Raw genomic sequence first — 18,362 nt, 5'->3', positions numbered from 1 at the left:
AGCCAAAATTTTTTTCATCGACCCCCTTGACAAACTGTTCATTCTGTGTATACTGTATATGAACAGTGAAACGGAGGAGCTTCCATGGAAATCATCATCCGCAACACCGGGGGCCAGCCCATCTATGAGCAGATCTACTCCCAGCTCAAGGCCCAGATCATCGCCGGGGTCCTGACCCCGGGGGAGGCCCTGCCCTCCATCCGGGCCCTGGCCAAGGATTTGAAAATCTCCGTCATCACCACCAAGCGGGCCTATGACGAGCTGGAGGCCGAGGGCTTCCTCTACACCGTGGCCGGGAAGGGCTGCTTTGTGGCGGAGAAGAATCTGGACCTGATCCGGGAGCAGCAGCTCAAGGAGCTGGAAAACCACCTGACCGCCGCCGCGGGACTGGCGAAGAGCTGTTCCGTGACGGTGGAGGAACTGATCGACATGCTGCGCGTCCTGTTAGAGGAGGAGAACGTATGAACGCCATTGAACTGAACCATATCTGCAAGTCCTTTGGAGAATTTGCCATCCAGGATTTGAGCCTCACGGTGCCCAGCGGCACCATCTGCGGCCTGGTGGGGGAGAACGGCGCGGGCAAATCCACCACCATCCGCCTGCTGATGAACGCCCTCCGCCCCGACGGCGGGACTGCCAGGGTTTTGGGGGTGGATGTGTCCTCCCCGGAGTTCCGGGCCGTGAAGGAGGATGTGGGCGTCGTTTTGGACGAGGCGTATTACCCGGAAACTCTCACCGCCGTCCAGGTGGGGAAGGTGATGGCGGGGACCTACAAGCACTGGGACCAGGGGACCTACGACGGCTACCTCCGCCGCTTCGACCTGCCGGGGAAGAAGCCCTTCAAGGACTTTTCCCGGGGCATGAAGATGAAGCTGTCCATCGCCGTGGCCCTGAGCCACCAGCCAAAGCTGCTGATTCTGGACGAGGCGACCTCCGGCCTGGACCCCATCGTCCGGGACGAGGTGCTGGAGATTTTCAACGAGTTCACCCGGGAGGAGGACCACTCCATTTTGATTTCCTCCCATATCCTCAGCGATTTGGAGAAGCTCTGTGATTACATTGCCTTCCTGCACAGGGGACAGCTCCTCTTTTGCGACGAGAAGGACCAGCTTCTGGAGACCTACGGCGTCTTTGCCGGGACGGCGGAGCAGCTGGAAAGCCTCCGGGAGGAGGCCGTCCTGGGCCGGGAGGCCAGCGGCTACGGCGGGGTCCGGGCCCTGGTCCGGCGGGAGGAGGTCCCGGCGGGCCTGGAGCTGGAGCGGGCGACGGTGGAGGATATCATCCTCTTTATGGTGAAAGGAGCGAAATGATGAAAGCGCTGGTGCAGAAGGATTTCTATGTGATCTGGAAGCAGATGAGAATGCTTGTCCTGGTGTTGGCGCTGCTGTCCATGGTGAACAGTGCGTTCAATACGGTGTTCCTGGTGGTCTGGTGCTCCATGCTGCCCTATACGGCCATGGCCTATGACGAGCGGAGCCATTGGAATCAGCTGGCGGCCATGATGCCCTATTCCAAGCGGGATATCGTGCTGAGCAAGTACGTGCTGGGCTGGCTCTGCATGGCGGCGTCGGGGGTGTTCTGCCTGGCGGTGCAGGCGGCGGCGGGGATTGTTTCGGGAAGCGCTCCCAGTGTTCCCACCCTGCTGGCGAGCCTTTGCTTGGGAATCATCACCCTGGATATCACCTTACCGGCGGTGCTGCACTTCGGCGTGGAGAGGGGAAGGATGATTTTCATGGTGGTGATCTTCGGCGTGGCGATCTCCATAGGGATTCTTGTGGACATGGTGGATGAACTCCCCAGCCTGCCCGTTCCCCTGGTGGTGCTGCTTCCCCTAGGGGCGGCGGCGGGAACGGCGCTTTCCATCCCGCTGTCCATGAAGCTCTACAAGGAGAATTGAAAGGAGAGGTACGCAATGCCCCATGTACCAAATAATCTGCTGCTGCTTCTGCTGCTTTTGCCGCTTGCGGACCGGCTGTGGAAGATGTGGAAGGACCACCATTAAGGAGAGATGACATGAAAAATACCAAGCGCTGCCCCGTCTGCGGCTCCACGGACGTCATTCGGGTCCCGGACGACGCCCACCGCTACCTCTCCAACGGCATCTTCCTCACCCGGGCGCTGATGGTGAAGCGGATTCCCGTGGCCCGCTATGTCTGCCATGACTGCGGATACCTGGAAAACTGGGTGGAGAACCAGCACGAACGGGACAAGATCAAGCGGGCCTGGGGATAACCGGCGGGCCCTCCGCCATAAGGCGGAGGGCCCGTCAGGCTGTCGAAAAAGTATTTTCGCCAGCCTGAGCAAGTTTTCAGAACCCGCGGAAAGTTCTGAAAACTTATGATCTGATATGCTCCCTATCGAGTAGGGATGTCCGCCCTTTCGGGTCATGGGACGCTTGTAGGCTTGAACAATACCCGGCCATTCTGGAATACCTTTTTGCAGATATGCGGGGTCTTGCAGGCGGCGTCCGCCACCACTGTTTCCACCTCTGGAAATGATTGAATCAATTTGCCGTAAACATCGTCAAATGCCACGCTCTCATGGACATTTCCAGGGGTGACCACTGCTTCCAACACGTAACCGTTCTTGTCACAAGCAGTATGGGCCTCATAGGCGAAGCACCGCTTATGCTCCCCTTTGTGGAATACCCCACACTCCGGATCTTTTGAGGTTTTGTCCCTTTTCCTCCCTCCGATTTCGGGCGGTTCATCCCCATCATCCAGTGGCTTTTTTCCTTGAGCCTCCCGGTCCGCACTCACCTCCGCCAGCAGTTCCTCCTGGTATCGTTTTGCCGCTGCCGGTACTTCATGCTTCATTTTTTTCAGGTTTGCGCTTGCTTTGATGTGTGCCCCATCTATAAATACCGCCGCCGGCGTCAGCGCTCCCGCCGTTCCCGCCTCTTCCAATATCCACTGAAACACTGCCTCTATCGTTTCCGGGGTAAATCAGTGCCGGAAGTTGTAGCTCACCGTGGAAAAATGGGGCAGTTCCTCACTCAGCGTGTACCTCAGAAACCACCGGTGGCTATATCTGTCTCCGCTCTGCGCAGCGTTCTCCGCAGAGATGCGTTTCCGTCCAGATGCTGCAGCAATACGATTTTGAACAGCACCACTGGGTCAATGCTTCGTCGCCCCTCCTCCTCGCTGTACAACGGCTCCACGATTTCGTGCAGTTTCTCGAAATCTACTGCTGCATCCACCTGCCGCAATAGATGTCCGGGTGGCACCAGGCTTTCTGTGTCCACCATTTCTATTACCCCTCGCTCCAACATATCCCTCACCCCTTATTCCCTGTTTTATCATTTTTACACGAAAAAGTCTGCCTTGTGGCAGACTTTTTCGACAGGCCTAATCCACGGCTCCTTTTTGGTTCGCTCAGAAGGATTCAATAACCGCTTCGGTCGGTTCTTCCTATTTCATGGAAATCGAGGCCGCAAGTCTCGGTTCTCCCGCCTCTCCGCGGTTCCGCCCGGAACACACCCGGCAAGCCTCCAGCAGACCGTCCCTGGTCTGGAGAACAACGCCCGGGCCGCCGTCCGCTGTTTGGCTGATATTCACAAGCCGCGCCCGTTCCTCTGCGTTCTCCACGTTCTCAATGGCGGGCCAAATCCCCTCCGCTGTGCGCTCAAAGACAATCTCAGCTTTCCGAAGGGCCGTCGCGCATTCGGCCCGGTAGATCTCGGCGTCTCCCTAAAATATTCATCTTTTTCGGTTTTTGCGTCTTCAACCCGCTTTTCCGCCGCCTTTACGTCGTCATAAGCTTCTAGGACCGGCAGATGGTAATCTGCTGTTGGATCAAGTTCCTCTTAAAAACGACGAGGACCGGCATAAGATTTATGTGGCCCTGACCCGGGCGAAGGAGGACCTCTATATTCACTGAAACACGGACATGTTTGATTCCTATCAGATTTCGCCGCGTATTCCCCGCCGGAGGAACTTACCCTTCAATTAACCCATAAAGATGTGGTGCTCGATTTCTTCAAGGGCGAAAAAGCTCAAATCCTGAGCCTCGCAGCGGAAGCCCGCTGGAGATCGGCCCGGACCATATTTCACATGGCCTTTGCTTTCCGGCGGCTGCCTTTGGGGCTCTTCGCGTCATGCTGTATCAGGCCCGCCCGGCCGCCGCGTTTTTAATTATCCCAGTCGATATGCTCGAAGCCGGTGGCGGGGACGATGCCGTGCTCGGGGAACTCCGCGCCCTCCAGCACGAAGGTGTAGCGGATGTGGTCCCGGACGTTCAGCAGCACCGCCAAGGGCACCTCGGAGGCGTTGAAGTCCAGGTAGCCCAAGCTGTTTTCCATGCGGACATAGTAGTGCGTATTGCCGCCGATAACCGCGCTGCGGATTTCCGCCACGACGCCCTCCTGCTCCTGGGTATTCCCGGCGGCGGGCTTCTGCTCTCCCGCGACGATGAGGCCCCGGTGGGCCAGGGTCTGGCGGTAGTTGGTCTCGCATTCGCCCACCGTCGAGCCGGTAGAGACAATGTCATACTGCTGGACGTTGACCATGGCGAACATCTTGACCAGCCCATCCTCCCCCTTCAGGGCCATGAAGTAAGTGGGCTGGCTTGCGATGTTCAAAAGCAGGGGGAACGTGGCCCGGTAGCGCATCTGCTGGACCTGGCTCTGGGCGGACTCCTGGGCGGAGATTTCCGTGGCCCCGGCGCAGGGATAGAACTTGGTGGCCTTGGTCCGCTGGTTTGTGAGGATGAAGCCGATGTTGGACTGGTCCGAGGTGACGGAGGTGACGCCGGTGTACATGAATACGTCGTCGTCTATGGCAATATAGTTCCAGCCGTCGGTGGTAACCGTCACGTCCCGCTGGCCGAAGATGGAGTTCAGGAAGCCGTTGTGATACATGCCGTAGTAATCGTACTGCTGCATGATGATATCATAAGAGTAGAGGCGGTCCACCCAGTTGGGGACCTGCTCGTAATACTCGTGCTCCCCGGTGACGGCGTTGACCAGGACCGCGCCCTTGATGTCGACGCCGCCGAAGAGGCCGATGGTCCGCACGATCCGGGGACAGACCCAGTAGGGGGTGCCCTCCTCGTCGATCTCAAAGACCGGGCCGTCGAACATCATGGTGGGATAGTGGAAGCGCAGATGGCGGTACAGGTTCCGGCCCAGATGCTCGGCGGTGGTGTACTTCATGCCCTCCTGCAAACGGACGATTTCCGCCTCCTGACTCACCATGTCGATGATGATATAGGCGGGGAGGCCGTCGCCCCGGTTGGTGAACCACTTGATGAGGTCCCCGTACCGCAGGGAGGTCACCCGCACGGGGCGGCCCTGGTAATTGATCTGGGTATAGTCCGTCAGTATTTCAAACTGGGACACCATGTCCGCCAGCTCGCCCAGCTTCCGGTTGCCCAGGCGGGCGGCGGAATCGTCGTCCAGCATGGGAATCTGGTCGTAGGAAATCTCCTCTACCTCGGCGGTAAAATTGCCGGTTTCCAGGGGGAGGAGCTTGGAATAGCTGCCCGCCCGGAGGACCACCCAGCTGCTGAGGGCTCCCAGGGCCAGGGCGGCGATGAGGGCGATGACCGCCAGGAAGGGGACGGCGCACTGCTTGTGGACGAAGTGGAAATAGCCCTTGACGCTGCCGTCCCCCTGGAAGCCGGAGGTGAAGACGGCGCAGACGCAGTACACGGCGCAGAGGAGGAAGGCGAAAACGTAAAACTCCTCGGCGTGGAGGTTCAGGGCGGGCAGCTCCAGGTAGAAGTAGACCGCGCCGAACACCAGGGTCACCAGCAGGTTGGTGACGGTGCGGCTGAAGGCGCTGCCCATGGCGCGGCGCGGCTTCCGGGGCTTGCGGGGACGGGGATTGGGGTTCCCGCCCTGGAAGCTCTCGGGATTGAACCCCCCTCCGAAGGCGTTGGGACCGCCGAACTGGAATGTAAAGGGCATGGAAAAAGCCCTCCTTTCTTTTTCTCTTTTCACAGTATTTTACAGAAAAAGTGTGAACAAATCAAGTTTGCCCCATCCGGCGAAAAGTATTTTCACCGGATGGGGCAAGTTCCTTTTCTGGATGTAAACGCTCAGTCGCCGTCAGCCTCCTCGGGCTGGGACGGAGCCAGGCCCTCTACATGGGGCGTGGACGGCTGCTCGGAAACCATGGTGGTCCGTCCATTGAGGCGGCCGCCGTTTTCGATGACAAAGGAAACGGTGGTTACGTCGCCGTTGATGGTGCCGGTGCGTTCCAGCTGGATATGGTCGTGGGAAACCAAATTGCCCTCCACCTGGCCGGCGACGCGGATCACGTCGGCCTCCACGGGGCCCTTCACCTTGCCGGTGGCCGTCACGATGACATAGCCCTTCAGGTTGACCTCGCCTTCTACGGTGCCCTCGATTTGGACCACGCCCTCTCCGCTGAGCCTGCCGGTGACAATTAGGTCCTTGGCGATGACGGTGCTGCTCCGGGGCTCGGGGAGCTCGGGGATGTCGGCGCCTTCCCGCTGGTCATGATCGGTCTGGGATTCCATGGCGGGGGCGGTCTTGGGCTGTCCTCCAAAAAAAGCCATTTCATTCACCTCGTCTGCAAAAGTGAGGTTAGTATACCATAATACGCCGGGAATTACAAGCCCGAGCAGGGACAAAGTCTCTGAGAGGCTGCCAAAAAAAGAGGGCGTATTTTGGAAGGGCGGGGGAGAAGAAGGGGCGAAAGGGTCGAAACGCCGTCAGGCCCCATTCCGCCGGATCATGCGGACCCCTGCCGTCAGCATGGGCAGGGCAAAAAGAAGCAGCGCGCCGTAGCAGATAGCGCCATAGCCTTTGTCGATGAGGTCCGTCAGGCCGAAGGTGGAGACGCAGACGCCCAGGGCCGTCACGGCCCCGGTGATAAGAGACCGGGCCAGCCAGGGCCAAGAGGAACCGGACGGAGCAGGCCCGGAGGAAGCGGGCCGGTTTGGCCGGAGGGACCGGCCTCGAAAGAGGGACTGCTCCACCCGGTCCTCCAGGGCCTTGATGAACCCGGCGGCGGTCTCCACAAGCGTGCCGAAAAGGACGATTTCAAAGAGGACGTAGAGCCAGGGCATATCCAGCCGCTCAAAAATGGCGGTCACCGGCGTTTCGGAGGCCAGGACCGCCGGAAGGTCGCAGCCCATGGCCAGCAGCAGCGGCAGGGCGGGGGCGGCTCCCAGAATTCCGGCCAGAACGCCGCAGGCCACAGCCTCCCGGCGGTTTTGAAGATCCCGGAGGGTGTAGAGGATCATGGAAACGCAGATGAGGTTATAGGAGGCATAGCGCAGGCCGCTGAGGAACCATCCGGAACCGATCTCCGCCCTCCGGAGCTCGGCGGTAACCGCGTCCCCAAAGCGGAGGAAGACGGCGGCGAAAAAGAGGAGGAAGACGGCGTAGAGCACATAGGCCCAGAGGGACAGGGCTTTTTCTATGGCCTCCGTGCCGTTTAGAACCAGCAGGACCACGCCCAGTGAGAGAAGCCCCACCCCCACCCAGGAGGGCAGGCCCGTCAGGGCGCGGATCATGGCGGCGGCGGTGGCATTGACCACCCCCAGAACCAGGAGAAGCATGGCGTTGAAGCAGAGATCGTAGAGGAACCCGGCCCGGCCCAGAAGGCGCTTCATCATGGAGCCGTAATCATAGGTCCGAAAGACCCGGACAAACTCGAAGGTGACGGCGCACAGCGCGGCCCACCCCGCCGCCGCCGCTCCCAGGGCCAGCAGCCCGCCCATCAGGCCGTGGCAGCCAAAGTACCGGGCGATCTCCGCCCCGGTGCCGTAGCCGCCGCCTATCAGAACGGACTGAAAGACCAGGCCTGGGGTCAAGTATCGGGTCCACTTCCGCCGTCGTTTCATCCGCAAAGCCTCCTTGTCCTTTGCCCCATACATATGCGGCGGCGGACCGGGTATGCAGGGAAATTCGCATAGGGGACAAAGGACGGGACATAGGCTTTTCCGAAAGAGGTGAGGTCTTATGACAATCCATGTAGTAAGTCCCGGAGAGACCGTGGACTCCATTGCCGCCGGATATGGCGTGGCCCCAAAGCAGCTGGCGGCGGACAACGAGCTGCCGCCGGACTATGCCCTGGCGGTTGGGCAGACGCTGGTCGTGCGGTTTCCCCGGGCGGTTCATGTCGCGGCGGCGGGGGAGACGCTGACCTCCATCGCCGCGCAGTACGGGACCACGGTGCGGCAGCTGTGGCGGAATAACTGGGCCCTGGGCGGACAGGAAGCCCTGGCGGCGGGCCAGCTTCTGGTGGTTTCGTATTTTGGCGAAAAGCTGGGGGAGGGCGTGTTCAACGGCTACGCCTATCCCTTCATCACGCCGGAACTGCTGGCGGAGCAGCTGCCCTACCTTTCAGCGATGGCGCCTTTCACCTACGGAATCACGGCGGAGGGCGGGCTTTTGCCGCTGGATGACGAGGCTATGCTGGAGGCGGCCCGGGAACGGGGGACGAAGCCGGTGATGCACCTGTCTACGCTGACGGAGGCGGGGCAGTTTGACACGGGCCGGGCGGCGTTTATCCTGACGGATTACGAGGCCCAGGGGCGGCTGGCGGCGGAGGTGCTGCAAACGGTGCTGCGGAAGGACTTCGCAGGGCTGGATGTGGATTTTGAGTATTTGCCAGGCCAGCTGGCGGGGGCGTACGCGGCGTTTTTGGGGCGGCTGCGGCAGCTGCTGGCGGCGCAGGGGAGGTTCCTCTGGGCGGCGCTGGCTCCGAAGACGAATACCCGGCAGAGGGGATTGCTGTATGAGGGACATGACTACGCCGCCGTGTCGGCGGCGGTGGATGGGGTGCTGCTGATGACATATGGATGCCGCACTTCGTACACCGTTTTTCATATTTTTCGGATTTGCTGGGTTTTGTCAGAAAACGCCTGATATTTCCGGCATCTTCCGTGAAAGAGTGTATGAACTGCAAATCACCCCCTCTAATTTTATCTCAATGTGTATTAACTGCCGCACTCGTCGCCTCCTCCTCGATATTTCTTGCGAAGTCGAGGAGCTTTTCACGTTCCGGGGAGAACTTGAAATAGATGTGGACGCTGACGGCGTCCTCTACGGAAACATAATCCAAAAGCCTCCCCAGGGTCTCCCGGTCCAGACGGTCTATGTTGCCGTACTGCTCGAAATACGAAACGAACTCGTCATCCTGCCGCCGGGCCTCCTTGAGTTCCGCCATGGCCGTTTGCAGACGCTTGATCTGCTCCTCCTGCTCCGCGATCTCCGCATTGTACTTTTCTTTGAAGTGAAGATATTCGTCCTGGTCCAGGATTCCCTTTTCAAAGTTGTCGTACAGGCGGAACTTCGCGTTCTCCAGCCGTTTCCGCTCCCGCTCGGCGCGGTTGAGCGCAATCAGGTGCTCATTAGAGGCACAGCCGTCACTTCTGACCTGTCGGGCTGCGTCAATGACCGTTTTTGCGTCTGCCAGTTCCTGGATCTGCGTCTGTATCGCTTTCAAAATCGCCGCCTCCAGAGCCGCCTCCCGGATGGATGGACACTGGCATCTCTCGGGGGAATAGATCCGGGTCATGCACCGAAACCGGGCGACGCCGTGGGAAACGTTCCGGTTCATCCGCCCCCCGCAATGGGCGCACCTGACGAAGCCGGAGAGCAGGTAGCTGGTTTGCAGGCCCTTGCGCGCCCTGGGATGCCGGGCGTACCGTTCATGCACTGCGGCGAATACCTCGTCCGTGATGATGGCCTCGTGGGTCCCCTCGATCACCGTCCACTCGCTTTCATCTGTGGGAACCATTTTCTTTGTCCGGTACGAAGTGCTTTTGTGCTTTCCCTGTACCAGATTTCCGATGTACACCTCGTCCTTCAAGATGGAGTTCACCGTGGTCAGCGCCCAGGCGTTGCGCTTCACACCTCCGCTGGAGTGATGGTCAAAGCCCCTGCATCCCTTGCTGGTCTTGTAGACCGAGGGTGGCATGATCTCCAGGGCGTTGAGCTGTTTCACAATGCGGCTGGCAGGTGTTCCCCCGGCGTACCATTGGAAGATCATGCGGACCACCTCGGCGGCCTCCGGGTCGATCACCAGCTTGTGCCGGTCCTCGGGGCTTTTCATATAGCCGTAGGGGGCGTAGTTGCCCAGGAACTCCCCCCGCTCCCGCTTCATGGCAAAGGTGGACTTGATCTTGATGGAGAGCTGCCGGATGTAGTCGTCGTTCATGATGTTGGAGAAGGAGACAATGGCACTGCAATACCCATGGGGATCCTTCAAGCTGTCTATGTGGTTCAAGACGGAGATGACCCGGATGCCCTTCTGCGGAAAATATTCCTCCATCAGCCGCCCCAGCTCCGGGTAGTTCCGGCCCAGGCGGGAATTGTCTTTGAAGATCACACAGTTAATGATTCCCGCCTCAATGTCCCGCATCATGCGCTTATACTCCGGGCGGTCGAAGTTGCCGCCCGGGTAGCCGTCATCGGAGTAGATTTCCACAGAGGCGATCTGCTCTCCCTGGTCTTGCAGATATTTGATGTGCTGTTCGATGATCCGTTTTTGATTCTGGATACTATCGCTCTCCAATTTGTCCCCGTCCTCTTTGCTGAGGCGGACATAGACCGCTATGCGCCATTGGACGATGGAGCTGTCGCTGTTCTCTTTTTTGTTCCGCACAAAGGTCATAGATGCTCCCTTCTGCTGAAACCTCTCATATTTGCGGAACAATATCTACATTTATATTGTAGCAAATATGAGAAAACGTGTCAAATAACCGCACTTTTTGACAGGTGTGCAGAAAGGATGGAAACCAGGCAGGATTCCAGGCTTGGACCGTTGTGCGCGTAGTGGATGGTCGTCGTGACCTCTTGCGGCTGTGTCAAGTTTTTTGCCGTTTTTGCCCTTTCCTCCATGGCAGACACCTCCTGCGCAAATGTTTATGTTCCGGTCAAAGCAGATATGCTTCGCCGCTCTATGTCCCGCAAAGGAAATTGCTGGGATAACGCGCCGCAGGAAAGTTTCTTTGGACATATGAAAGATTTGATTGACTTAACAGGTGATCTCTCTTTTGACGAAGTAAAAGCGGTTATTGACGATTATATGTCATATTACAACAGCGAGAGGTATCAGTGGGATTTGGCTAAGCTTTCTCCCAACGAATATTTCTCCTTTGTCACTACCGGCATTTATCCTCTTGACCTCCCCAGCAAACCCTCGCTGCCTGAAATCCCTAAAACTCCCAATGAACTTGGCGCACACGCTTTGGAACAAGAGACAGTTTTTGATTCTTTGATTCGGTGACAAATACTTCAGATTCATTCGGCCTGCTGTCCTTTTTATTGCCTGTCCAAATATTGGGGTGTCTATTTCTTATTTTGTCCTTGACAAAGGGGACACTTTAATTTACCCGGTGTCGGATTTTCCAATATCGGATTGCCCGGTGTTGGATTTTCCAATATCGGTTTATCCAATCCCGGCGGGGTGTCGTCCGGCGGCTGGGGCTGCTCATATATGGTGTACTCAATGGCGGTCATTTTGCCTTTCTCGTCGCGTCCCTGCCGCCGCTTAATATACCCAGCTTTTTCCAGCTCCCATACAGCGGTACGGATAGCGTTGATACTTTCCCGGTTAATTTGTGACAGCCCCGCAACTGAGATCGAACAGAGCGTGGAGCAAAAACCTTTCCCGCTGCTTCTCGGTACAGAGTGCCAGCACCGCAAGAATTTCCCTGCGGGTTTCCATGCGGCACACATATTCCTCAGGCGATTCGCAGTAGGGCAAGCGGCCATCGGTGACAACTATGTATTCGTCATAGCCGCGTTCGTCCCAATGGTCTTTCCACTCACGGTAAAAGCTCCGGTCAAACTGCTTGGAAATCACCCAAAGCTCGTCAAGGGTGGTGGCATCGTCATAGGACAGATTGCGCCTATGCTTTCTGATGGTAATTCCCATCCTGCATTTTCCTTTCGTTCAGATTTTTGCTGGGGGCTGAACGAAAGGAGGTGAGCGGCACCGAGGCCGAAGTGAGCGGCCTGGAAATACAAACGCACCCGGACGGCACAAGACCATTCGGGTGCAAGTAATAACAGTATGAGCCGTCAGGAAGTGACGGTTTTCGCAAGTGTGGGTGGAGTGCGCCGTTGCGGGGAACAGGCTTTTTTTGACAAGTGAATATCAAGCTGATTTTTCCATCGTAGCCGCATGGCGGCATCCTCCTATATGCCGCCTGCTGGTCATAAAAACGGCGGCTTTGATTTCTCAAAAGCCGCCGTCTAAAGCATATAATCTGCTCTAATGGCCCCTTTGCCTCTTGCGCGATCAAACAACTCCTTTGACTGCGGCTTATTATGAACCATTTATGCGTTTTTCCTCTGATGTACGGAAAGGCCAATATATAACAGGAACCATCCAATGCAATGAGCTAAGAGAATAAAAATATCCTTTACTGCTGCTGTCCCGTTGCCTGTTGATAAGTCCATAATACCCTCGAATGTTGCCTGCGAGGGGACAAGGTAGCAAACTGCGGAAAGAAGCGGCTGACTTATTCCCACAAGAAAGCTCAAGATTGGTACAGCCATAAATAGCAACATAACGATTTTGATATAAACCACGCCGACCATCAGCCCATTGGAAGCTCTGCCAATGAATAAGCCTATCAATGCTGCCACAAATGCGGAAAGCACAATAAGCACCAGCATGAGCGCCGCATTTTGCAGAGAAAGCCGGAAGCAGATACAAACCGTAATAATGGAGGATAAGCACCCGCAGATAAATCCAACAAAGAGCTTTTGCATGATATATTGGCTACGGGTCATTGGCAAAATCTCGTTGATAAACGCAACGCCGTCCTCCTTTTCAGAAATCATGTTCATTGCGTTAAAGGTGCATCCCATAAACATAGCGACAATCAATGTAACAGCAATGAACATATCTTGAAATCCAGCCATCACATTGGGGCGCTCTAAAACGTGAACCTTTGTCTGTCCTGCGGCATTTCGCTGTTCATATAGGTCAGGGAGCGTGTCAGCGGTTTGGCGAAATATATCCAACTCGTCGCCGGAAAGAATTGTTTTGATGCTGCTTCCATCAGCCTCCACACCGATTAGATTGGTAGACGGCTCTTTGATTGCGTCCGTCAGTTCTTCCATCGTCGGATAAGCTGTCACCGGGCCATAGCGTTCCAGCCATGTAACGGTTTGTGTCGGCAAATCGCCTTTCAGAACCCCAAAATGCATCTCGCCCAACGTAGAAAAGTCGATTGCACCGACAAAGTTCAAAGCTACCGCAACGACAATGGGTAAAAGAAAGGTCATCAGGCAAAACTTGTCATGCAACACGCTTTTCAGTTGGTAGCGTAAACCTTTCATATTCAGCCCTCCCTTCCCATTTCTCTGCGGAACACACGCTGTACGCCTGCGAATAATACCACGATTGCAGCCAGACACCCCAAATAATAGGCAAGGCTATTCGAGGGATTTCCAAAGTAAGCGTTTTTCAGGCCCATATAAATATGATAAAATGGATGAAAGTAAATCCAATCTAACTTAAATTCCAATTCCTCCAATACTTCCTCAATACTGCGTATCTGCTCTTTCGGATAGAACGAAGAAAAATATTTGAGATTGTCAACGGCGCTCAAATTGGCATACAGATAGGGAAACTCAAATAAGACGCCGATCTTTTGAAAAAACTCCTGCGTGTGTGCCGCAGAAATATCCTGCCCGAACAGCGACACCTTGCCGCCGTGTCCTTTCAAAATCCCGGTCAGTATTTTTTGGGTCGTTGATTTCCCGGAGCCATTCGGCCCCAGGAAGCCAAAGATTTCCCCATCTTCCACAGTGAAGTCCAGGCCGTGCAGCGCCTGTTTGTCTTTGCCGTAGGAGAACGTCAAATCCTTTACTTCAATCATTCATCATCACCCCATTTCCCGTGCTGCTCCTTTTTCTTCTCCTGCTCCCGCTTGCTCCACCACTTCATAAACTTGACCTTGAAAGGGATGGAGACGATCAGCACCACCACAATTACCAGCCACCAGTACCACGCTAAACCTAAAAACATAAGAAAACCCTCCTTATTTGAGATAAGGAGAGTTTAGATGGGCGGTGTGAAATTGGTGTGAGGTCTCTGTGAAATCCGTGTGAAATTATTCGGCAGCGGGGATAGAAAAATAAAACTCCACGCTATCGGAACAGTTTTTTACGCCGAAGTCCAGTTCCTGCATGGACAGAACTTGTGCGACGATGGCAAGCCCCAGCCCGGAACCGCTGTATTTGGAATTGCTGTCCCGGTAGAATTTCGTCCAGATTTTTGACAAGTTCTCCTGTGGAATTGTGGGGCCTTGATTGTAGATGGAAAAATGTAATGCGCCCTGTTGTTCCCGCAGGGATAGTTTTAAGACACCTCCCGGCTGGACATTTTTCTTTGCGTTGACGATCAAGTTATCTAAAACTTGTTCCATGCGGGCCTTATCCGTATCAATATATACCTTGTGTTCGGGTAGTTCATATTGCAATGTAAAATTGGCGTCCGGCACGTCGATCAACAGCCGCCCGGCAACAGTTTCAAGAAATTCCACAAAATCAAATCGTTCCGGGACAAGCTGGGTAGCGCCAGTTTCCAACGCGGATAAATCTAATAGCGTTGTGATTAGCCCACTCATTCGTTCCGTTTCGGTGATGATGATTTCCGAATACTTCTGTTTTTTTGCCTCGTCGGTTTCGTCCTGCAATCCCTCGGCATAGGCGCGGATCACGCCCAGCGGAGTTTTCATTTCATGGGAAAGCTGGTCTACCAACTCTTTGCGCTCGGCCAGCAGCCGCCGCTCCTGCTCCACATCTTTTTCAAGCCGTGTATTTGCCACTTCCAGTCTGGCAAGGGCCTGTTGAAGATTATCAGCCATCGTATTGAGGCTTACGGCTAATTCTCCAAATTCGTCATTGGTCATAATGGCACATGGAGCGGAAAAGTCCAGTTTTGCCATCTTCCGGGCCGTTTGATTGAGTTTTGAAATGGGTTTTGAAATAAAGTGCCCCATTAAAAAATCGACAACAAGGACAATGACAATGACAAAAGCGAACCAAAGGGCAAGTGAAATATCAGGCTCAATTTCCAACTTGGTCGAAAGGATGTATGAAAGGATAAGCAGAATACCAGCTAACTTAGAAACCATCAATATCTTTTTACGGACGGTACGGAACGTAAAATTATCCTTTATTTTCATACTGTTACCTCGAATTTATAGCCGGAGCGAATGAGAGTGACAATGTGTTTTCCCTCGTCGCCTAATTTCTGCCGCAGGGTTTTGATATGAGTGTCTACCGTCCGGGTAGTTCCCTCAAAGTCATAGCCCCAAATCCTGTTCAGCAGTTGGTCACGGGTGAAAATCTGTCCGGGATTTACCATGAAGAAATACAACAGTTCGTATTCCTTATGGGTGAGCGTGATTTCCTGCCCGTCTATAAATACTTTGTGAGAGGACGGCACTACTGTTATTTTCCCGAAGCTCAATGCGTCCAACGGAACGGAGGAAGAACGGCGAAGCAGGGCGTTTGCCTTTGCAAGCAGCACCTTGGGGCTGAAAGGTTTTGTCATGTAGTCATCGACTCCATACTCATAGCCTTTTAATTTATCGTCCTCGCCGCCCTTGGCGGTCAGCATGATAATAGGCATATTACTCATTTCCCGCGCCATTTTGCAGACGGAAAAGCCGTCCAGGTGGGGCATCATCACATCCAGAATCATCAGCTCCATAGGATGATTCTTCAGCATGACAAGGGCATCTATGCCATCTCCAGCGGTAAAACAGGTATGTCCGCCTTTTCTCATATAGTCCACAATAATGTCCTGCATAGCCTTTTCATCTTCGACGATCAGAATGTTTGCCAAAGAAATCACCCCTTTTTCTACCAAACATTATAATTCTATTCTTACAAGAACACAAGCGATAAAACTGCGATGATAAGAAGACGTAACTATGTGCCGCCACATATAGCAAAGCGACCAGACGGACTTTTCCCACTGGTCGCTTTAGCAATTAACAGTAAATCAGTTCCGAAAAAATGTTTTCCTCAACTCTGGCCTTGCAGTTATTCATTAGCCCCAACCACGTTATCTGGTCACGCGCTTTCAATTCCTCTGTTACACCAGCAGCTTTCATAAATTGGGGCAGGAGCGTGTCCATGCGTTGCTCTGCCATCCGCTCGACACCCTTTAGGTGATCGGCCAGCTTGCCGCTGTTTACCAGCACCATCCATAACTTGGGTCGATGCTCCCGGAGATAGTCACGTCGAAGATCACCATACTTGCCATAGAATACATCCTGTTCCGGTCCCTCGTCAAGTATCAGATCGGGAATGTAGTAGTCTCCCACTCTCGTATACGTTAATTCTATCATAATGAACCTCCTTGTGTTCAAGTCCTATTGTCCTATTTTTTCCACGAAAAGTCCAGTTGATCGTGTCCCTGTTCGTGAATTTTGTTGGGCAACTGAACTCGTCACAAGATATTATGGCATATCGCGGCCGCTCATTTGAAAATTAGTCGAGTACGAGCCGGATTTGCCCTTGGTTTGACCGTGGGTTTTCGTATCGATTGTGGCTTTCCCAAGGGCCTCGGAGATGTAATAGGGTAAGGGCAGCCGCGCCTTACCGAGTTGCGCCCGGCAGGTTTCGGCTCCCTCCCCTCCGAACCGCACGTACCCCTCTCGGAGTATACGGCTCTCCATCTAACGATGGGCATCAGCAGTTATGGCAATCGAAATAGCAATTTTGGCATAAAGCCAGAGTTTTTCTCCGAATTTCCAGCATCTTGAGCTCGTAAATGTCTTTGCCCTTGAGCTTTTTCAGTTTCTTCACATGATGAATCAGGATGCTGTTCGTTTTCAGACCACAGATTTCACAGGTTCCCGCTTTGAGCCGATTAGCAAGGCTGTTGCTCCACTGGCGTTTCCTATACTCTGGGAGAATGTCTGCATAAACGGGCGCGGCTTGCTCGTTCATCTGGAATCCGTCATGATAGAACTCGCAGCGTTTGGGCCCTGCTTTGGTCATGTAATCCACGCCAAAGTGTCCATTTCGGACATACTTTTCTTTGATTTTGCTGACTTTAGCGCGATACTTCATGCCAAAGGTTTTTAGCATACTGTATTCCATGATATACAGGAATTTGTTCAGTGTGGAAACGTTCAGCGCTAACCTGTAATATTGATACAGCCCGCTGATTTCGGAGTTGAATTTTCTCAGAATATCAATGTCCTCCCGGTTTACAAGAGAACGCCGCGGCATGGCTCTCCACTGCTCTTTGCCATGCTGGTCATGCGTAATGATGAAGGCTTTGTATTCCTGAAGTTTGGACTGCCATTTTTCATGGGGCATCCGCAGATTCACCGTCCCATACCACGCTCTGCGCAATGTTCCGTTTTTGCTGCGCTTGGTGTCTTTGCTCCGGCTGACGAAAATGTCGTAGCCGAGGTAGCGCACTCGTTGGCTGGAATGGGTCACCTTTGTTTTTTCCATGGACAGCGTCAGTTTCAGGTGGTCTTTCAGAAAATTCGCAATTTGCTCTTTGAGGCTTACCGCCTCCTGCCTTGAGCCAATGACCCCAACAAGAAAATCATCTGCATATCGGTTGTACTGAATGGACTTGAAATTAGGGTCAAAGGGGTCGTGGCCGTTGGTCTGAAACATGATTTTCCGGCAGGATTTCATCGTCTGCAAAGCCTGCTCCGATTCATCCAAACGGCCCATATCCCGCAGTTCTTTATAGCGTTTCATCCAGTACAGGTACTTTCTGTGTATTTTCTCGTACTCCTTGCTGGGTTTTCGGTAACTCTCCTTCCTTTGGAATTCCAGCATCTTCCGTGCGATGAATTGGTCTAACTCGCTCATATAGATATTGGCGAGAATGGGGCTCATACCAGACCCTTGAGGTGTTCCGCTATGGGTTGCGTGATAAGTCCATTGCTCCATATAGCCCGCTTTCAGGAACTTCCACATCAGGGCGAGAAAGGCTTCGTCCTCAATGCGTTTGCGCAGCAGGTCGATGAGAACATGGTGGTCGAAATTATCAAAGCAGCCCTGGATGTCTCCCTCGATAATCCACTTTGTGCCACAAAAGGTCAGTTGAATTTCCTTTAACGCTGTGTGGCAGCTGCGGTGAGGTCGGAATCCGTGAGAGTATTTGGAAAATGCCGGTTCATAGATGGCTTCAAGCAGCATACGCACGACTTCTTCCACCAGCCTGTCATTTGCGGAGGGGATGCCCAGCGGACGCTTTTTGCCGTTTTTCTTCCTGATATACGTCCGGCGGGCAGGCTTCGGCTGGTAGCTGCGGTGGTAGTGTCAAGATTATTTCGCAAATTAGTATGCAGACTCTGGGTGGAATGAAGTCAGCCGGCAATAGAGGTGTCCTCCAGAGCAGCTTCCAGGTGCCTCATATTCATGTACTTCTTGTTGCCCC

At 54.4% G+C, this 18,362-nt stretch carries 19 protein-coding genes and 2 pseudogenes; 6 read left to right on the top strand and 15 right to left on the bottom strand.

All coding sequences use genetic code 11. The features are described 5' to 3' along the window. Positions 1-84 precede the first annotated feature (84 nt). The 4 genes from Q1M04_RS12755 (at position 85) to Q1M04_RS12740 (ending at position 2,232) form a co-directional block, all read left to right on the top strand. On the top strand, positions 85-465 hold the full coding sequence (locus Q1M04_RS12755; protein WP_204790409.1) for a GntR family transcriptional regulator: 381 nt from the start codon (positions 85-87) through the stop codon (positions 463-465). Continuing rightward, positions 462-1,310 carry an ABC transporter ATP-binding protein gene (locus Q1M04_RS12750; RefSeq protein ID WP_297999161.1) on the top strand — a complete coding sequence of 283 codons (849 nt, stop codon included), beginning with the start codon at positions 462-464 and terminating at the stop codon, positions 1,308-1,310. The genes Q1M04_RS12755 and Q1M04_RS12750 overlap by 4 nt, the downstream gene beginning before the upstream one ends. Then, on the top strand, positions 1,310-1,897 hold the full coding sequence (locus tag Q1M04_RS12745) for an ABC-2 transporter permease (RefSeq protein WP_300346666.1): 588 nt from the start codon (positions 1,310-1,312) through the stop codon (positions 1,895-1,897). The genes Q1M04_RS12750 and Q1M04_RS12745 overlap by 1 nt, the downstream gene beginning before the upstream one ends. A gap of 116 nt (positions 1,898-2,013) precedes the next feature. Next, positions 2,014-2,232 (top strand): hypothetical protein, encoded by a 219-nt coding sequence (locus Q1M04_RS12740; protein WP_204790412.1) that lies wholly within the window; start codon positions 2,014-2,016, stop codon positions 2,230-2,232. A 152-nt stretch (positions 2,233-2,384) separates the two neighbouring features. Here Q1M04_RS12740 and Q1M04_RS12735 read toward each other — a convergent pair whose 3' ends face one another. From Q1M04_RS12735 to Q1M04_RS12715, 5 genes are all read right to left on the bottom strand, one after another. Beyond that, positions 2,385-2,921, bottom strand: coding sequence for a transposase (locus tag Q1M04_RS12735; protein ID WP_297999165.1), 537 nt, complete (start codon positions 2,919-2,921; stop codon positions 2,385-2,387). Between the two features lie 86 nt (positions 2,922-3,007). Next, complete coding sequence (locus tag Q1M04_RS12730; protein WP_297999167.1) at positions 3,008-3,247, bottom strand: transposase; 240 nt, start codon at positions 3,245-3,247, stop codon at positions 3,008-3,010. Between the two features lie 882 nt (positions 3,248-4,129). Beyond that, positions 4,130-5,908: a CvpA family protein gene (locus Q1M04_RS12725; protein WP_297999169.1), complete on the bottom strand. Its 1,779-nt coding sequence runs from the start codon at positions 5,906-5,908 to the stop codon at positions 4,130-4,132. A gap of 131 nt (positions 5,909-6,039) precedes the next feature. After that, the gene (locus Q1M04_RS12720) at positions 6,040-6,522 is read right to left on the bottom strand and encodes a polymer-forming cytoskeletal protein (RefSeq protein WP_204791575.1); all 483 of its coding nucleotides are present in this window, start codon (positions 6,520-6,522) and stop codon (positions 6,040-6,042) included. 156 nt (positions 6,523-6,678) lie between these two features. Continuing rightward, entirely contained in the window at positions 6,679-7,815 is a 1,137-nt protein-coding gene (locus Q1M04_RS12715) for a hypothetical protein (RefSeq protein ID WP_297999172.1), read from the bottom strand. A 118-nt stretch (positions 7,816-7,933) separates the two neighbouring features. On the opposite strand from Q1M04_RS12715, the gene Q1M04_RS12710 reads away from it, so the two are divergent. Continuing rightward, positions 7,934-8,842 (top strand): LysM peptidoglycan-binding domain-containing protein, encoded by a 909-nt coding sequence (locus Q1M04_RS12710; RefSeq protein WP_297999174.1) that lies wholly within the window; start codon positions 7,934-7,936, stop codon positions 8,840-8,842. A gap of 61 nt (positions 8,843-8,903) precedes the next feature. On the opposite strand, the gene Q1M04_RS12705 is transcribed toward Q1M04_RS12710, so the two are convergent. Further along, on the bottom strand, positions 8,904-10,592 hold the full coding sequence (locus Q1M04_RS12705; RefSeq protein WP_297999176.1) for a recombinase family protein: 1,689 nt from the start codon (positions 10,590-10,592) through the stop codon (positions 8,904-8,906). A 276-nt stretch (positions 10,593-10,868) separates the two neighbouring features. Here Q1M04_RS12705 and Q1M04_RS12700 point away from each other — a divergent pair. Beyond that, a pseudogene (locus tag Q1M04_RS12700) lies at positions 10,869-11,060 on the top strand (IS3 family transposase); the annotation flags it as partial. Between the two features lie 257 nt (positions 11,061-11,317). Here the strand turns inward: Q1M04_RS12700 and Q1M04_RS12695 are convergent. The 9 genes and pseudogenes from Q1M04_RS12695 to Q1M04_RS12650 all read right to left on the bottom strand — a co-directional run. After that, positions 11,318-11,560: pseudogene (locus Q1M04_RS12695) on the bottom strand (helix-turn-helix domain-containing protein); the annotation flags it as partial. Further along, a complete protein-coding gene (locus Q1M04_RS12690) occupies positions 11,535-11,858 on the bottom strand; it encodes a hypothetical protein (RefSeq protein ID WP_297999178.1) in 324 nt (107 codons plus the stop codon). The pseudogene Q1M04_RS12695 and the gene Q1M04_RS12690, both read right to left, overlap by 26 nt. Positions 11,859-12,262: 404 nt before the next feature. Next, complete coding sequence (locus tag Q1M04_RS12685) at positions 12,263-13,273, bottom strand: ABC transporter permease (RefSeq protein ID WP_297999181.1); 1,011 nt, start codon at positions 13,271-13,273, stop codon at positions 12,263-12,265. A gap of 2 nt (positions 13,274-13,275) precedes the next feature. Then, on the bottom strand, positions 13,276-13,815 hold the full coding sequence (locus Q1M04_RS12680; RefSeq protein ID WP_366132086.1) for an ABC transporter ATP-binding protein: 540 nt from the start codon (positions 13,813-13,815) through the stop codon (positions 13,276-13,278). After that, positions 13,812-13,964 carry a hypothetical protein gene (locus Q1M04_RS12675; RefSeq protein ID WP_297999183.1) on the bottom strand — a complete coding sequence of 51 codons (153 nt, stop codon included), beginning with the start codon at positions 13,962-13,964 and terminating at the stop codon, positions 13,812-13,814. The genes Q1M04_RS12680 and Q1M04_RS12675 overlap by 4 nt, the downstream gene beginning before the upstream one ends. A gap of 85 nt (positions 13,965-14,049) precedes the next feature. Further along, the gene (locus Q1M04_RS12670; protein WP_297999185.1) at positions 14,050-15,126 is read right to left on the bottom strand and encodes a HAMP domain-containing sensor histidine kinase; all 1,077 of its coding nucleotides are present in this window, start codon (positions 15,124-15,126) and stop codon (positions 14,050-14,052) included. After that, the gene (locus Q1M04_RS12665) at positions 15,123-15,791 is read right to left on the bottom strand and encodes a response regulator transcription factor (protein ID WP_297999187.1); all 669 of its coding nucleotides are present in this window, start codon (positions 15,789-15,791) and stop codon (positions 15,123-15,125) included. The genes Q1M04_RS12670 and Q1M04_RS12665 overlap by 4 nt, the downstream gene beginning before the upstream one ends. A gap of 148 nt (positions 15,792-15,939) precedes the next feature. Next, complete coding sequence (locus Q1M04_RS12660) at positions 15,940-16,299, bottom strand: TnpV protein (protein WP_300448053.1); 360 nt, start codon at positions 16,297-16,299, stop codon at positions 15,940-15,942. 343 nt (positions 16,300-16,642) lie between these two features. Further along, entirely contained in the window at positions 16,643-18,199 is a 1,557-nt protein-coding gene (locus Q1M04_RS12650) for a reverse transcriptase/maturase family protein (protein WP_297999194.1), read from the bottom strand. Positions 18,200-18,362 lie beyond the last annotated feature (163 nt).

This window comes from uncultured Oscillibacter sp. (genome assembly GCF_950073225.1).
Lineage (GTDB): Bacteria > Bacillota > Clostridia > Oscillospirales > Oscillospiraceae > Oscillibacter.
This window is presented reverse-complemented; position numbering and strand designations above follow the sequence as displayed.

What these genes read in the sequence shown, in the direction of transcription:
- Q1M04_RS12725 (WP_297999169.1), bottom strand. Translation starts at nt 5,908, where the DNA reads ATGCCCTTTACATTCCAGTTCGGCGGTCCCAACGCCTTCGGAGGGGGG.
- Q1M04_RS12685 (WP_297999181.1), bottom strand. Translation starts at nt 13,273, where the DNA reads ATGAAAGGTTTACGCTACCAACTGAAAAGCGTGTTGCATGACAAGTTT.
- Q1M04_RS12740 (WP_204790412.1), top strand. Translation starts at nt 2,014, where the DNA reads ATGAAAAATACCAAGCGCTGCCCCGTCTGCGGCTCCACGGACGTCATT.
- Q1M04_RS12690 (WP_297999178.1), bottom strand. Translation starts at nt 11,858, where the DNA reads ATGGGAATTACCATCAGAAAGCATAGGCGCAATCTGTCCTATGACGAT.
- Q1M04_RS12755 (WP_204790409.1), top strand. Translation starts at nt 85, where the DNA reads ATGGAAATCATCATCCGCAACACCGGGGGCCAGCCCATCTATGAGCAG.
- Q1M04_RS12750 (WP_297999161.1), top strand. Translation starts at nt 462, where the DNA reads ATGAACGCCATTGAACTGAACCATATCTGCAAGTCCTTTGGAGAATTT.
- Q1M04_RS12745 (WP_300346666.1), top strand. Translation starts at nt 1,310, where the DNA reads ATGAAAGCGCTGGTGCAGAAGGATTTCTATGTGATCTGGAAGCAGATG.
- Q1M04_RS12675 (WP_297999183.1), bottom strand. Translation starts at nt 13,964, where the DNA reads ATGTTTTTAGGTTTAGCGTGGTACTGGTGGCTGGTAATTGTGGTGGTG.
- Q1M04_RS12680 (WP_366132086.1), bottom strand. Translation starts at nt 13,815, where the DNA reads ATGATTGAAGTAAAGGATTTGACGTTCTCCTACGGCAAAGACAAACAG.
- Q1M04_RS12660 (WP_300448053.1), bottom strand. Translation starts at nt 16,299, where the DNA reads ATGATAGAATTAACGTATACGAGAGTGGGAGACTACTACATTCCCGAT.
- Q1M04_RS12715 (WP_297999172.1), bottom strand. Translation starts at nt 7,815, where the DNA reads ATGAAACGACGGCGGAAGTGGACCCGATACTTGACCCCAGGCCTGGTC.
- Q1M04_RS12705 (WP_297999176.1), bottom strand. Translation starts at nt 10,592, where the DNA reads ATGACCTTTGTGCGGAACAAAAAAGAGAACAGCGACAGCTCCATCGTC.
- Q1M04_RS12670 (WP_297999185.1), bottom strand. Translation starts at nt 15,126, where the DNA reads ATGAAAATAAAGGATAATTTTACGTTCCGTACCGTCCGTAAAAAGATA.
- Q1M04_RS12730 (WP_297999167.1), bottom strand. Translation starts at nt 3,247, where the DNA reads ATGGTGGACACAGAAAGCCTGGTGCCACCCGGACATCTATTGCGGCAG.
- Q1M04_RS12710 (WP_297999174.1), top strand. Translation starts at nt 7,934, where the DNA reads ATGACAATCCATGTAGTAAGTCCCGGAGAGACCGTGGACTCCATTGCC.
- Q1M04_RS12720 (WP_204791575.1), bottom strand. Translation starts at nt 6,522, where the DNA reads ATGGCTTTTTTTGGAGGACAGCCCAAGACCGCCCCCGCCATGGAATCC.